10 protein-coding genes and 1 pseudogene are annotated in these 14,795 nt (G+C 33.6%); 9 read left to right on the top strand and 2 right to left on the bottom strand.

The window, feature by feature from the left end; translation table 11 throughout:
• The first annotated feature begins 81 nt into the window (after positions 1-81).
• The 5 genes from GWR14_RS03855 (at position 82) to GWR14_RS03835 (ending at position 4,701) form a co-directional block, all read left to right on the top strand.
• Positions 82-984, top strand: a complete 903-nt coding sequence (locus tag GWR14_RS03855; protein WP_163407733.1) for an EamA family transporter — start codon at positions 82-84, stop codon at positions 982-984.
• A gap of 76 nt (positions 985-1,060) precedes the next feature.
• On the top strand, positions 1,061-1,417 hold the full coding sequence (locus GWR14_RS03850; protein ID WP_163407732.1) for a DoxX family protein: 357 nt from the start codon (positions 1,061-1,063) through the stop codon (positions 1,415-1,417).
• 30 nt (positions 1,418-1,447) lie between these two features.
• On the top strand, positions 1,448-2,155 hold the full coding sequence (gene aqpZ / locus GWR14_RS03845; protein ID WP_163407731.1) for an aquaporin Z: 708 nt from the start codon (positions 1,448-1,450) through the stop codon (positions 2,153-2,155).
• A gap of 312 nt (positions 2,156-2,467) precedes the next feature.
• Positions 2,468-2,746: a DUF2805 domain-containing protein gene (locus GWR14_RS03840; protein WP_163407730.1), complete on the top strand. Its 279-nt coding sequence runs from the start codon at positions 2,468-2,470 to the stop codon at positions 2,744-2,746.
• 101 nt (positions 2,747-2,847) lie between these two features.
• Positions 2,848-4,701, top strand: a complete 1,854-nt coding sequence (locus tag GWR14_RS03835) for a M61 family metallopeptidase (protein ID WP_163407729.1) — start codon at positions 2,848-2,850, stop codon at positions 4,699-4,701.
• A gap of 72 nt (positions 4,702-4,773) precedes the next feature.
• Here GWR14_RS03835 and GWR14_RS03830 read toward each other — a convergent pair.
• A pseudogene (locus GWR14_RS03830) lies at positions 4,774-7,182 on the bottom strand (prolyl oligopeptidase family serine peptidase).
• A 256-nt stretch (positions 7,183-7,438) separates the two neighbouring features.
• Here GWR14_RS03830 and GWR14_RS03825 point away from each other — a divergent pair.
• Together GWR14_RS03825 and GWR14_RS03820 are read left to right on the top strand one after the other, a co-directional pair.
• Positions 7,439-8,446: a 3-oxoacyl-ACP synthase III family protein gene (locus GWR14_RS03825; RefSeq protein WP_163407728.1), complete on the top strand. Its 1,008-nt coding sequence runs from the start codon at positions 7,439-7,441 to the stop codon at positions 8,444-8,446.
• Between the two features lie 104 nt (positions 8,447-8,550).
• Positions 8,551-9,237, top strand: a complete 687-nt coding sequence (locus GWR14_RS03820; protein WP_163407727.1) for a copper homeostasis protein CutC — start codon at positions 8,551-8,553, stop codon at positions 9,235-9,237.
• A gap of 69 nt (positions 9,238-9,306) precedes the next feature.
• On the opposite strand, the gene GWR14_RS03815 is transcribed toward GWR14_RS03820, so the two are convergent.
• Positions 9,307-11,700, bottom strand: a complete 2,394-nt coding sequence (locus GWR14_RS03815) for a TonB-dependent receptor domain-containing protein (RefSeq protein WP_163407726.1) — start codon at positions 11,698-11,700, stop codon at positions 9,307-9,309.
• Between the two features lie 286 nt (positions 11,701-11,986).
• Here GWR14_RS03815 and argS point away from each other — a divergent pair, with 286 nt between their 5' ends.
• Positions 11,987-13,765: an arginine--tRNA ligase gene (argS, locus tag GWR14_RS03810; protein WP_163407725.1), complete on the top strand. Its 1,779-nt coding sequence runs from the start codon at positions 11,987-11,989 to the stop codon at positions 13,763-13,765.
• Positions 13,766-14,054: 289 nt separating this feature from the next.
• Entirely contained in the window at positions 14,055-14,771 is a 717-nt protein-coding gene (locus tag GWR14_RS03805) for a hypothetical protein (protein ID WP_163407724.1), read from the top strand.
• Positions 14,772-14,795 lie beyond the last annotated feature (24 nt).

Raw genomic sequence — 14,795 nt, 5'->3', positions numbered from 1 at the left:
GTTTTGCTATTTCTGTTTTTAAAATAATCAGCAAAAAACTAAGTGTTATCTTTGCAGGCTTAAATTTTTAAAATAAAATTAATGTCTCAAAAAAATGTATTGAAAGGGGTTTTTCTGGTTGCTTTGGGCGCTACTAGTTATGGTATGCTGGCTACTTTTGTAAAAATCGCTTATGATCAGGGTTTTACCACTGCCGAAGTTACTACCTCTCAATTTATATTGGGTATTTTGGGGTTGTTATTGATTAATGCTTTTCAAAAAGTAAAACATAAAGATAATGTGGTGAAAGCTACAACTAAAAACATTTTTAATTTAATGTTTGCAGGAACTTCTATGGGTATGACCAGTTTGTTTTATTATTTGGCTGTAAAATATATCCCGGTTTCTATTGGTATCGTTTTGTTGATGCAGACTGTCTGGATGGGAGTTTTACTTGAAATGATTTTAGAAAAAAAAATACCATCACTACAAAAAATAATTGCGGTTTTTATTGTTCTTGGCGGAACGGTACTGGCGACTAATATTATAAATAATGATATCGAATTAGACTGGAGAGGAATTTGTTGGGGAATTCTGGCCGCAGCATCATTTACTACAACTATGTTTACGGCAAATCGTGTTGCTGTAGGCATTTCTTCGGCACAACGTAGTTTGTATATGCTTTTGGGCGGTGCTGTTATTGTTTTTTCTTTTGCTTTGGCAACACAAAATGCGCCTTTTAATTTTTCAATTTTCCTGAAATGGGGAATTGTTCTCTCTCTTTTTGGAACGATTATCCCGCCAATCCTTATGAATGCTGGTTTTCCGTTAACCGGAATTGGTTTAGGAAGTATTGTCTCTGCACTTGAACTTCCGGTTTCAGTAACCATGGCTTTTGTTTTATTAAACGAAAAAGTGATTTTATTGCAATGGGTTGGTATTGTACTTATTATTTTGGCAATTATTATAATGAATATTAGTTTCAGGAAAGATAATCATTTGTAAATGTTTGTAAAAAAAATCATACTTTCAGACAGTGGTTTTTAAAAAATCCTTAAATTCGTGTTAAACTCTGATTATCATGAATTTACCCTGGCATTTGTATTTAATGGCTTTTCTTTATATCGTTGCCGGAATTAATCATTTCAGAGTGCCGGAAGTGTATTTTAAAATCATTCCACCTTATTTTCCGAATCCCAAATTATTAAATATTTTAAGTGGAGCTGCCGAAGTAATTTTAGGCTTCCTCCTGACTTTTCCGTTTTCGAAACATTTTGCTGCATGGGGAATCATAGCTGTTCTGATTGTCGTGTTCCCTGCAAATATTTACATGTATCAAAATAGAAAAGCAAGTTTTGGTTTGCCAAAATGGATTTTATTGTTACGTATGCCATTACAGCTTTTGTTGATTTTATGGGCATACCAATATACCCTTTAACTATTAACCATTTAATTAAAATTATTTATTATGAAAAAATTATTTGCAGAGTTTTTCGGAACTTATTGGCTTGTTTTTGGAGGATGCGGAAGTGCTCTTTTTGCAGCCGGAATTCCTGAATTGGGAATTGGATTTGCAGGTGTTTCATTAGCATTTGGTTTGACGGTATTAACGATGGCATATGCTGTAGGGCATATTTCAGGAGGACATTTTAACCCGGCTGTATCTTTTGGTTTATGGGCCGGAGGAAGATTTTCGATAAAAGATTTGATTCCGTATATCATTGCACAATGTATAGGGGCTCTGGCTGCGGCAGGAACGTTATTTATTATCTGGTCGGGAAAAGCCGGAAATGTTATAGATAATACTAGAGCAGGTGCTTTTGCTTCGAATGGATTTGGAGCATTTTCACCGGATGGTTATTCTGTTCAGTCTGCGTTTATCGCTGAGTTTGTACTGACACTGTTCTTTTTGTTGGTGATATTAGGTGCGACAGATAAATTTGCTAACGGAAAATTTGCAGGAATTGCAATCGGATTAGCATTAACCTTAATCCATTTGATAAGTATTCCGATTACAAATACTTCTGTAAATCCTGCAAGATCTTTATCGCAGGCTGTTTTTACAGGTGGAGAACCATTGTCTCAGGTTTGGCTGTTTTGGGTAGCACCGATTTTAGGAGCCATTGTTGCCGGGTTTATTTACAAGACAGTATTACAAAATCATGAAACAGAATAACATTTTTATTTTTTAAGATTAGAAAGAGAAAATCAAAAGATACTGGTTTTCTCTTTTTTTTGAAGTTTATAAAAATCTAAATTCTGTATAGAGCTAAAAAAAAATGCATATGTAGTTTAAGAATAAATGATAAAATGAAAAAAATATAACTTAGATATATTAAAATTCATATACTGTAAAAAAACACTGAAATCAGTAAAAAAATCACACTCAATCTGATCAACTAATTATTTTTTTTATTAATATTGATACTGAAATTGAAAATCAATCTATTAATCATTAACCCTCTATTTTTGAATTAATTTTCACGAGATGAAAAAGAGTAACCGCAAAGAGTTGAATTGGGAGCAAACTGAAAAGCTAGTTTCCCTGGCATTAGAAGAAAAAAATCCATTTGAGATTATAAAAAAAGAATTTGGATTGTCAGAAAAAGAAGTTCTGGAAATAATGAAAAGTAAAATGCCTCTTGAAAAATTTGAGATGTGGAAAAAGAAGGCAATTGCAAATAAGCCCAAACCCAAACCGATAAAAATAGACGATTTTGATGAAGATTTGGATGGAAAATATTATATAAAAAATAAATTTGACTAATGAAAAACTCCTGCAATTCAGGAGTTTTTTTATTTCTATTTTTAACTGTAACAGTTTTGCATTTTTCAAGACTTATACAAAAAAATTAAACGCTGAAATAAATGAGAAAAATAATTTACACGTTAGCCCTGGCTGTTACACTCTGGAGCTGTAAAACGGGAACAACTGGCGCTGCAAAAAATAATGTTGCTGTTAACATTAATCTTGTAGACGTAAAAGATGATAAAGTTTTGGTAACGGTTACGGCACCAGAGATTAAAACGGATGAGATAATTTACAGTATTCCTAAAACTGTTCCGGGAACTTATTCTACAGATAATTACGGAAAATATTCAGATGATTTTAAAGCTTTTGATGCAAAAGGAAATGCATTAACAGTTAAAAGACTTGATGATAATTCCTGGTCTATTTCTGATGCTAAAAAATTAAAAACGGTAACTTATTTAGTAGGTGATACTTTTGATACAGAAAAAGGAACCGGCTTTGGTAATGATGATGTGTTTTCGCCAGCCGGAACTAATATCAATGCAGGTATAAATTTCTTAGTTAATACCCATGGTTTTGTTGGATATTTTCAGGATAAATTAGATATTCCGTATAAAGTTACAATTACGCATCCAGAAACTCTTTGGGGAGCTACCTCAATGACAGATGAAGATGCAAGTAATACAACAGATGTTTTTACAACACCTCGTTATGCTGTTTTGGTTGAAAATCCAATAATGTATTCTAAACCTGATTATACAACATTCAATGTTAACGGAATGGATATTCTGATTGCAGTTTATTCTCCGACAGGTAAATTTACTGCAGAAAGCATCTCGCCTGAGATGAAAACGATGATGACGGCTCAAAAAAACTTTTTGGGAAAAGTAAATGCAACCAAAAAATATACTGTTTTAGTGTATTTATCAAGTCTGGCCAAAGATGATGCTCATGGCTTTGGAGCATTAGAACACCCGACAGTTACGACAGTAGTTTTGCCGGAATCTATGCCAAAAGAGAAACTGGTGGAAACTATGAAAGATGTGGTTTCTCACGAGTTTTTCCATATTGTGACTCCATTGACAATTCACTCAAAAGAAATTCAGTTTTTTGATTATAATGCGCCAAAAATGTCTGAGCATTTATGGATGTATGAAGGTGTAACCGAATATTTTGCCAACCTTTTCCAGATCAATCAGGGGCTAATCGATGAAGCGGAATTTTACACTCGTATTGCCGATAAAATTGAACATGCAAAAGGTTTAGATGATACGATGTCTTTTACTGTGATGAGTAAAAATGTTTTAGAGCAGCCGTATAAAGACCAATACTTAAATGTATATGAAAAAGGAGCTTTGATCGGGATGTGCGTCGATATTATCATCAGGGAAAAGAGTAACGGAGAGAGGGGAATTCTTGATTTAATGCAGAAATTATCTAGCGAATATGGTGTTGAAAAACCATTTAATGACGAAGAACTTTTTGATAAAATCACAAAATTAACCTATCCAGAAGTGGGTGAATTCCTGAAAAAATATGTTGCCGGAACAACTCCGATTCCTTATGATGAGTATTTAGCAAAAGTAGGTGTTTCAAAAGCATCTGAGAAAAAAGCGGGTTCTATTTTTATAAAAGGTCAGGTTCCTTATATAGGAGTTGACCCGAAAACAAAAGAAATAAGCGTTCGTCCGGATGTAGAGTTGAATCCTTTTTTTACTAATTTGAATCTAAAACCTGGAGATGTTATTTTGGCTATCAACAATAAAGCATATTCATTAGATAATATTTATGAACTGATAGGTGAAAGCGAAAACTGGAAAGAAAACGATCCAATAACAGTTAAGATAAGAAGAACAGGTGCTGAACAAACAATTAAAGGAACAGTGAAATTCCCTTATGAAGAAGCAGAAACTTTTAAAGCAACTGATCCTTCAAAAGAAAAACTTAAAAATGCCTGGTTAAAAGGTTAATCAAAGTAAAAGTTAAAAGCCCCTGAAAATGTTTTCAGGGGCTTTTTGATGTATAAACTAAATGGATTTTAATTAGTTTTTTAAATGTTTTTCTAAGAACTGATCCTGTTCCCAAAGCAAGTGCAGGATGTTTTCTTTAGCAACATAGCCGTGGGATTCTTTAGGCAAGATCACCATTCTTGCCGGAGCGCCTAATCCTTTTAATGCCTGGAAATAACGTTCTGTTTGTAAAGTGAAAGTTCCCGGATTGTTATCGGCTTCTCCGTGAACTAATAAAATTGGGGTTTTCATTTTGTCAGCATTCATAAAAGGAGACATAGTGTTGTACACAGAAGGAACTTCCCAATAATTACGCTGCTCAGACTGAAAACCAAAAGGTGTCAAAGTTCTGTTGTAAGCACCGCTTCGCGCAATTCCACAGGCAAAAAGATTGGAATGAGTCAATAGATTAGCTGTCATAAAAGCACCATAAGAATGTCCGCCTACTGCAACTTTTTTGCGGTCAATATATCCCAAAGCATCAACCGCATTTATTGCGGCCTCAGCATTATCAACCAATTGTGTGATAAAATTATCGTTTGGTTCTGTTGTGCCTTCTCCAATTATAGGAAAAGCAGCATCATCCAGAATAACATATCCTTTTGTTACCCAATATACAAACGAACCATAATATGGAAAAGTAAATTCATTTGGGTTCTGGCTTGTTTGTCCCGCACTATTTTTGTCTTTGTATTCTGCCGGATAAGCCCAGATTAATAATGGCAGTTTTTCCTTTTTTACTTTGTCATATCCAGCTGGAAGATACAAAGTTCCGGATAATTCAACTCCGTCTTTTCGTTTGTATTTAATTACTTCTTTACTGACATTTTTAATACTTTCAAACGGATTTTTAAAAGCGGTAATCGGATTCAGGCCGTTTTGTTTTTTTATATTTCTGAAATAATAATTCGGGTAATCATTTTTTGACTGAATCTGCACCAAAATTTTCCCGGTTTTAAAATCCTCAATTTCTAATATATCTTCTTTTTTATCTTTATAAGAAGAAGTATAAAGACGATTAGTTTTTAATGTTTTTAGATTAAAAGCATCAATAAAAGGAAATTGTCCTTCTTTAGTAAAACCTTCGCCAATTCTATATGCATTATCGTTTTCAATTGCCAGCACATATTTATTGTATTGGTTTTTTCTGGTTTCAAAAGTTCCTGGATCAGAATAGATGTCCTGAGAATTTCTATCTGAAATTACTTTGGGCTCCTGAGCCGGATTAGAAGGGTTTATCAGATACGTTTTGGTATTTCTTGTATCGTACCACTCATCAGTAACAATTGCTATATTGTCATTTCCCCAGGTAATGCTACTGAATCTTTGAGGCGTTTTTGTTAATGCAACAGTGTTGTTTGTAAATGGTGCATCCCAAAGAAAAATTTCATCTCTAAAAGCGACTTTGTTTGCAGGATCTCCTTCGTCTAAAGCAACTACATAGGATAAAGTTGCGGGTTTATCGTTTCGCCATGCCATTTCTCTTTTTCCTTTTCTGACAGCCATAAAGCCTTTTGGCATTATTTCATTTAAGGGAACTTCGTTTACTATTTTTATTTCTTTACCATCTTTATCATAAACTATTGTTTTAGACGGAAATCTGTTTAACGGGACAACATAAGAAAAAGGTTTTTCAATAGTAGTTACCATAATATAATTTCCATCAGGAGAAATTCGTTCTCCGGCATACATGGCTGCTTTTTTGAACAAAGTAGCAGTTCCGTTAAGGCTTACTTTATACAATTCAGAGGTAATAATGTTTTCAAAATTAGCCTCATCATTTTTGTTCTTCAGCATATCCGGATACGTTCTGTTCTGTGATTTTTCTCCTGAAGTATTTGAAATAATCGGACCTGTCGGAAGATCTTTTTTAGAATCAAGCAGAGGCTGTCTGTTTTTAGGAAGCATTTTTACCAAAATAGTTTCGTTGTCTAAAAACCAGCTAAACGGATTTCCAAGATTAGCATTTACAGTTGCATCGGTAAGCTTAGTTGCTTTGGCGCTTGCTACATCTAATACCCAAAGTTCGACACCGGAGTTTGTGGTGTGCGAAAACAAAATTTTCTTATCATCGGGAGACCAAAGCGCATTACTTATTTTAGGATTCTCAGGTAAACCGGAAACCTGTATTTCTTCTTTCTCACTTATTTTTCGTATTTTGAAATTATTGACATACGTTACCGTACTCGAAATATTTGTTACAGGATTAATTCTTAAACCTCACAAACGAAGTTCTTCCTGATTTAGATCGTCTAAGGTTTTATATGTGCTTCTGTAGGATAAAAGCATGTACTCTTTTTTTGTATCCATTGATACTGTAGGAGCTCTTTCATAATCAGCTAAATCCAAAATTGATTTTGATGGTTTCTGATACGTGAGGTTTTCTTGTGCAAAAGCAAACCCCAAGCTTAAAAATAAAAGCAGTGTAACTTTTAATTTCATAATTTAAATTTTTATGTTAAAAATTGCAGATGTATTTAGTTAGACTAAAGTATTGTAATTATGTTACATTTTTATTGTTTTCGTTGTGTTTTTTAGATTTATTAAACAAAAGCATTTTTTTTAAACAATCAAAGAAGCTGTGATAATTTTAAAAACAAAATAGAATTGTTAATTACGAAAAAAGTAGTAATTTGTACATTAATGTTTTAAAGTATACTTAAATTTGCAGTCCAAATTTTTAACAAATAATAAAAGTATGTATCATTCAAGAATAGCGGGATTAGGATTTTACGTTCCTTCAAATGTGGTGACAAATGATGATTTGTCTAAGATTATGGATACCAATGATGAGTGGATTCAGGAGCGAACAGGGATTCAGGAGCGCAGACATATCATTCGTGGAGAGGATACCACAACTTCAATGGGGGTAAAAGCAGCTAAAATTGCAATAGAACGTTCTGGTATTGCCAAAGAAGATATTGATTTTGTAGTTTTTGCTACACTGAGCCCTGATTATTATTTTCCAGGACCTGGAGTTTTAGTTCAGCGTGATTTAGGATTAAGAACTGTTGGAGCTTTGGATGTCAGAAATCAATGTTCCGGTTTTGTGTACGCATTATCTGTTGCGGATCAATATATTAAAACCGGAATGTATAAAAATATTTTGGTTATTGGTTCAGAAGTACATTCAACAGGATTAGATATGACCACACGTGGACGCGGAGTTTCTGTAATTTTTGGAGATGGGGCAGGAGCGGCAGTTTTAAGCCGTGAAGAAGATTTGACCAAAGGAATTTTATCAACTCATTTGCATTCAGAAGGCCAGCATGCCGAAGAACTGGCTTTGCAGGCACCGGGGATGGGAGCGCGTTGGGTAACCGATATTATTGCTGATAATGATCCTAATGACGAAAGTTACTACCCATATATGAATGGACAATTTGTATTTAAAAATGCAGTTGTTCGTTTTGCAGAAGTTATCAATGAAGGTTTAGAAGCAAATGGCTTACAGGTTTCGGATATTGATATGCTGATTCCGCATCAGGCAAATTTGAGAATCTCCCAATTCATTCAGAATAAATTCAAATTGACAGATGATCAGGTGCATAACAATGTTCAGAAGTACGGAAATACAACTGCAGCATCAATTCCAATCGCATTGACAGAAGCCTGGGAACAAGGAAAAATTAAGTCCGGTGATACAGTTGTTTTAGCTGCTTTCGGAAGTGGATTTACCTGGGCAAGTGCTATTATAAAATGGTAATTAATAACCAATCTAATAAATTTAAACCTGCTCGTTTTTAGAGTAGGTTTTTTTATACCCAATATCAAACCGACTGCTGTCAAAATCTTTTTTAGTACTTAATCATGAAGAAAAATCAATTAGAAATAGCCTGTTTTAATTATGAATCTGCTGTCATTGCTGAAGAAAATGGGGCTGACCGCATAGAATTATGCGAAAACATGGAGCTTGGAGGAACGACACCAAACTATATTCTGGCAGAAAAAGTCAAGGAGAAGTTAACCATTAAGATGCACGTAATTATTAGACCCAGAGGTGGAGATTTTGTCTATTCAAATGAAGATTTTGTTCAAATGAAAGAAGATATTCAAAAATTTACCAAATTAGGAATTGATGGGTTTGTTTTTGGGATTTTAAATTCTGATGGCAGTGTAGATAAAATTCGAAATAAGGAGCTGGTCAATTTAGCAGGTTCATGCCCTTGTACTTTTCATCGTGCTTTTGATGTTGTTAAAAATGTCCAGGAATCTCTTGAAGATGTAATTGATTGTGGTTTCAAAACAATTTTGACATCCGGACAGGAAAAAAATGTTGTAGAAGGAATTTTGGTAATAGAAAAAATTCAGGAACAGGCAAAAGGCAGAATTGTAATCATGCCAGGAGGCGGTTTGAGATCCTCAAATATTCATTTATTAAAACAAAAATTAGAGCCTTCATTTTATCATTCTTCTGCTATTACAGATGATTCTATAATAGCCAGTCCAGATGAAATAAAGTCATTATTGATTCATTTACAAAATAAAAAGTCCTGAAGCTGGCAAACTTCAGGACTTTTCTCTACAAGTGTTTATTAAAATTAAACTGATTTAAGTAAGAAAGGATTAAAACATTCCGCCGCCACCTTTATTGGTGTTGTCTTCTCTTTGTTTACGCTGTAAATTTTTGATTTTACCTCCACCAAAATTATAGGTTAAACCTAAATAAACGGTTTGGCTTTCCCATGTAAATTGTCCTGATTGTGGGTAAGGATAATCGGTATCAAACGCATATTTCATGGTATTGAAAACGTCATTAAAACGTAAACTTATATTCATTTTGCTGTCTAACAAAGTATAGCGTGAACCAATGTCCATTTTGTACATTTGTTTTCTTTCCTGCTGTACATCTTCAACTGGCCCTCTGTAAAAACCAAATAATAAAAAGCTTAAGCGTTTTGAGGTTTTAAAGTTAGAATTCATTCGGGCGTTAAATGCAGAAGTTGTTACGTTACGCTCCTCTGGTGAATTAGCATCTTTAAACACAACTCCTTGTTGTTTAATGCTTGAAAAATCAATAGAAGGCTGAATATCCCACCATTTAGTTAATTTATAGTTTAATGAAACTTCAAACCCATAAGCAGTATTATGATCGTAATTTGTGAAGCTTAAAATTTGTTTGTAACCCGGATTACTCGGATCAGGACTTAAAGTTCTGCTTATTTGGTCATTGATACTTCTGAAAAACACACCAGTTGTAAAGCTTCCTTTCTCCATTGTCTTTGTATAATTTGCTTCAATAGAATTAGTAAACTGAGGTCTCAGATCAGAATTTCCTACTGAAGTGACTAACGGTGTTGAAAACTCACGGAAAGGTTTTGTCTGTTCTAAACTTGGGCGGTCTACACGACGGCTGTAACTTAGCTGCAAAATGTTTTTCTCATTTAAATTATACGTTAAATAAGCAGATGGATATAAGGTAATATAATCATCGTCAAATTTATCCTGACCTGAATTTAGGTTAGCGACAACTTTATAGCTTTCAAAGCGTACTCCTAACTGATAATTGAATTTAGTGAATTTTTGACCAAAAGTTATATAAGCAGAATAGATATCAGTATCATAAGTATAATAAGAAACTTTATCAGTAACCAAAGAATTATCTGTTGTATAGTTATTATCGGTTCTGGTTATTCTGGCTTCTGCACCTGCTTCAAAAGTGGTTTTTTCGTTTAACGGATTTACATAGTCAACATTCAAAGTGGTCAGCTTTCTTTCGTCATTTATAAAATCATTGTACACAACACTGCTGGATGTGTTATCAGTTTTTGTAGTTTCTGTGTCAAAAGTCGCATTCTGAGTTTCTTCAGTGTCGCTATAGTTTCCTTCAAAATCTAAAGTGTGTCCTTCTTTTTTGAAGATATGTTTGTAAGCAAAATTATAAGTTCCGGTTTTGTTTGGTCCCTGATATTTTGATTTTTGGTACATATTTACAATGTTATCAGGTGAATTAATGTAGTCAATATCAGTGTTCACATAACCAAGGCCTGTAGCTTTGTTTTGAGTGGTATAAAAAGACAAAGTGTTGTGGTCATTGATTAGATAATCCATTCCGACTTTGTATAAATAGGAATCGTCTTCATTGGTAATGTCTAAATTCTGAATAATGGTTTTGTCAGTTTTTGTGATAAACCCGTCGTTAAAATGAGTTCCAAAATTATTACCTGCATTTCCAAAGAAATTTACTTTTCCGGTTTTGTAATTTAGGTCTAAAGACTGATTGTATTTTGCAGTTTGTCCAAAGGTAATTCCACCGCTGTAAGTTCCGTTAAAACCTGTATTAGCATTTTTGTGCAATACAATATTGATGATTCCCGACATTCCTTCCGGATTGTATTTTGCACTTGGATTTGTAATCAGTTCAATTTTTTTGATAGACGTAGACGGAATTTGTTTTAGCAATTGTGCCGGATCAAGATTTGTTGGTCTTCCGTCAATTAATACACGTACATTATCGTTTCCGCGCAGCGAAAGTTTTCCGTCCTGATCTACATTTACGGATGGAATGTTATTCATGATATCAGATGCTGAAGCACCCGCAGTAGTTAAGTCTTTACCAACATTAATTACTTTGCGGTCGGTTTTTTGTTCAATAGTAGAACGTTCCGCTACAACATTCACGCCTTTCAGTTGTGTTGCTTCTTCTTCAAGGGAAACATTTACTGTAGCCGATTTTTTGTTTTCGCTTAAAATTACAGACCCAATATATTTTCTGAAACCAATATATTGAATCTCGATTGTGTAACTTTTTAAAGCCAGGTTTTTAATTGTAAAATCCCCGTTGTCGTCTGTGTTTACACCTGAAATTACTTTTCCGTTTTCTTTAATTGAAACTGTAGCATAAGAAATGGGTGAGTTATTCGATTTTTCAATAATTTTTCCCGAAACCGTTCCCGAATTTTGGGCATTCGCTGTTGCAATTACCCCCAGTAATGCGAACAGAAAGAATTTTAATTTCATAATTTGATAATTGATTATTTTGATTTGATTGATGATGATTGTGTTTCAATTTTTTTAATAAGACCTTTTTGCCTGCGATTTGTTACAAAAAATTAACAGTAAAAAAATATTTTTTTTCAGATGTGTTGTTTCGTAGGAGATTAACGTTTTGGTTTTTTGATAATTTTAACAATTAAAGCAGGTGTGATTTTGAGAATTTCGAATTGTCAGTCATTATTTAATATGTTTTTCGTTTTCTCTAATTGATGAATAAGCAGTATATTTGCTCACTTTAAAATAAGTTTACATGTCATTATCACAAATTCTTACACCTTCTATACAAAGCGCCATTCAGGCATTATTTGATGTTACTGTGGATAAAATCGAATTTCAGGCTACCCGAAAAGAGTTTGAAGGAGATATAACAATGGTAATTTTTCCTTTATTGAAAGTGATTAAAAGCAATCCTGCCGAATTAGGAAATAAAATAGGAACCTATCTGGTTGAAAATGTTACAGAAGTAGCCCGCTTTAATGTTGTTTCGGGTTTCCTGAATATTGTGATTTCTGATCGTTATTATCTGAATTTCTTTAATGGGATAAAAGACAGTGACAAGTTTGGTTATGTAACTCCAAATCCGGAAGATAAAGCTGTAATGGTAGAATATTCTTCTCCTAATACTAATAAACCTTTACACTTAGGTCACGTTCGTAATAATTTATTGGGTTATTCTGTAGCTGAAATTTTGAAGGCTTCCGGTAAAAAAGTATATAAAACACAAATTATCAACGACCGTGGAATCCATATCTGTAAATCGATGCTGGCCTGGGAGAAATTCGGGAACGGTGAAACTCCTCAGACTTCCGGTTTAAAAGGCGATAAATTAGTTGGTAAATATTATGTAGAGTTTGATAAAGCTTATAAAACAGAAATTAACCTATTAATAGAAACCGGCAAAACTGAAGAAGAAGCCAAAAAACAAGCGCCAATCATTATTGAAGCGCAGGAAATGCTGAAAAAATGGGAAGCAGGAGATGAAAAAGTAATTACACTTTGGAAAATGATGAACCAATGGGTGTATGACGGTTTTGCGACAACTTACACGAACCTTGGAGTTGATTTTGATAAATATTATTATGAAAGCAATACCTATTTATTAGGAAAAGATGTTGTGCAGGTTGGACTTGACAGAGGGGTTTTTGAAAAAGATCCTGATGGTTCAGTCTGGATTGATCTGACTGATGAAGGACTTGATCGTAAAATTGTTCTGCGTTCTGACGGGACTGCAGTTTATATGACTCAGGATATCGGAACTGCGATTCAGCGTGTAAAAGATATGCCTGACGTTGGCGGAATGGTTTACACTGTAGGTAACGAGCAGGATTATCATTTCAAAGTATTATTTCTAATTCTTAAAAAGTTAGGCTTTGATTGGGCTTCAAGCTTATATCATTTATCATACGGAATGGTTGATTTGCCATCCGGAAAAATGAAAAGCCGTGAAGGAACAGTTGTAGATGCTGATGATTTGATGAATGATATGACGGCTACAGCTAAACAAATTGCTGAAGACTTGGGGAAATTAGACAGTTATTCTGCTGAAGAAAAAGCCAAATTATATCAGACAATCGGTCTTGGTGCTTTAAAATATTACATCTTAAAAGTAGATCCTAAAAAACGTATTTTGTTTAATCCTGAAGAATCGGTTGATTTTGCAGGAAATACAGGTCCGTTTATTCAGTATACGTATGCGAGAATCCAGTCGATTATCCGTAAAGCAGATTTTGATTTCTCTGTGAAAACAGCCATTGAAGAATTGCATGAAAAAGAAAAAGAACTGGTAAAACAAATTGAACTTTTCCCTGAGGTAATTCAGAACGCAGCTCAAAATCATAGTCCTGCTTTAATTGCAAATTACACCTATGATCTGGTAAAAGAATACAACTCATTCTACCAATCGGTTCACATTTTGGGTGAAGCAGATTTGACTAAAAAAATCTTCAGGGTACAGCTTTCACAAAAAGTTGCTGAGGTTATCAAATCAGCATTTTCATTATTAGGAATTGAGGTTCCGGAGAGAATGTAAAACTTTATAAAAATTAAATTTAAAAGAGCCAAATAACTGTAAAAAGCTATTTGGCTCTTTTTTTTATCTGTTAAAAAAGAAGTTTTTTTGTGTTTGGGAGGTTTGTATTTTAGGATTAATTTTCTGCTAAAAAAATATTTTTTGATTTGTAAATATGCTTTTTATCCCTATGTTTACAATAAGAAAATTTGGTTTAAATTTCCTTGTTAATATTCAATTTCAAGTAAATAATTGACAATATCGAGTAAGCTGAAAATCGTAAGAGTAAGCGTAATTTAAATTAATATCAATGATTAAAAAACAAACTTTTAAATTTCTAACGCTTTTATTTGCGTTTGGTACAATTTCAGTTAGTGCACAGGAATTAGTTGCACCTTCTTATGGTTTTTCGCACAATAAGACAGCTTATATAACTTTGGCAGACGGTACTGAAATAAACGGGACAATCAAAGATATTGACAGAGATGAGGGTTTAATCGAATTTATAAAACTGCAAGACGGATCAGGAAAAAAGCATAAACTGAAACCGGAAGATATAAAATTCATGTATTTACCGCCAAGTGGACTTGATAATCTAGGAAAAAAAATAAATTTTGCATCAGATTTTAAAAAGTGGAATGATGATAAGCTAAATGAGACTCATTTAAATGATGGTTATGCTTATTTTGAAACTACAGATGTTAAGATTAAAAAGAAAAATACAAAATTATTAATGCAGCTTCTGAATCCTTCTTTTAGTAAAGAATTTAGAATTTATTGTGATCCTTATGCAAAAAAAACAGCTTCATTAGGAGTAGGAGGAGTAAAATTTGTTGGGGGAGATATTAAATCTTTCTATGTGGCAAAAAAGAATGAGCCTGCATTTTTGCTTAAGAAAAAAGACTATAAAAAGGAGTTTTTGCCTTTGTGGAAAAGCTGTGAGAAATTAATTGCAGAATCTTCTGCAGATCCAAAATGGACAGATTTAACAAAGCATGTGATCACTTATTCTGAATGTGCACAATAAATAAAAAAAGCCGGTAAACTCTAA

Source organism: Flavobacterium ajazii (assembly GCF_010614725.1).
In the GTDB taxonomy this organism is placed as follows: Bacteria; Bacteroidota; Bacteroidia; order Flavobacteriales; family Flavobacteriaceae; genus Flavobacterium; species Flavobacterium ajazii.
Note: the sequence above shows the minus strand (reverse complement) of the source record. Positions and strands in the feature narration are given on the sequence as shown.

Bases quoted from the DNA above. Each gene is read 5' to 3' on its own strand.
- GWR14_RS03820 (WP_163407727.1), top strand. From the start codon at position 8,551: ATGAAGAAAAATCAATTAGAAATAGCCTGTTTTAATTATGAATCTGCT.
- aqpZ (WP_163407731.1), top strand. From the start codon at position 1,448: ATGAAAAAATTATTTGCAGAGTTTTTCGGAACTTATTGGCTTGTTTTT.
- argS (WP_163407725.1), top strand. From the start codon at position 11,987: ATGTCATTATCACAAATTCTTACACCTTCTATACAAAGCGCCATTCAG.
- GWR14_RS03840 (WP_163407730.1), top strand. From the start codon at position 2,468: ATGAAAAAGAGTAACCGCAAAGAGTTGAATTGGGAGCAAACTGAAAAG.
- GWR14_RS03855 (WP_163407733.1), top strand. From the start codon at position 82: ATGTCTCAAAAAAATGTATTGAAAGGGGTTTTTCTGGTTGCTTTGGGC.
- GWR14_RS03815 (WP_163407726.1), bottom strand. From the start codon at position 11,700: ATGAAATTAAAATTCTTTCTGTTCGCATTACTGGGGGTAATTGCAACA.
- GWR14_RS03835 (WP_163407729.1), top strand. From the start codon at position 2,848: ATGAGAAAAATAATTTACACGTTAGCCCTGGCTGTTACACTCTGGAGC.
- GWR14_RS03805 (WP_163407724.1), top strand. From the start codon at position 14,055: ATGATTAAAAAACAAACTTTTAAATTTCTAACGCTTTTATTTGCGTTT.
- GWR14_RS03825 (WP_163407728.1), top strand. From the start codon at position 7,439: ATGTATCATTCAAGAATAGCGGGATTAGGATTTTACGTTCCTTCAAAT.
- GWR14_RS03850 (WP_163407732.1), top strand. From the start codon at position 1,061: ATGAATTTACCCTGGCATTTGTATTTAATGGCTTTTCTTTATATCGTT.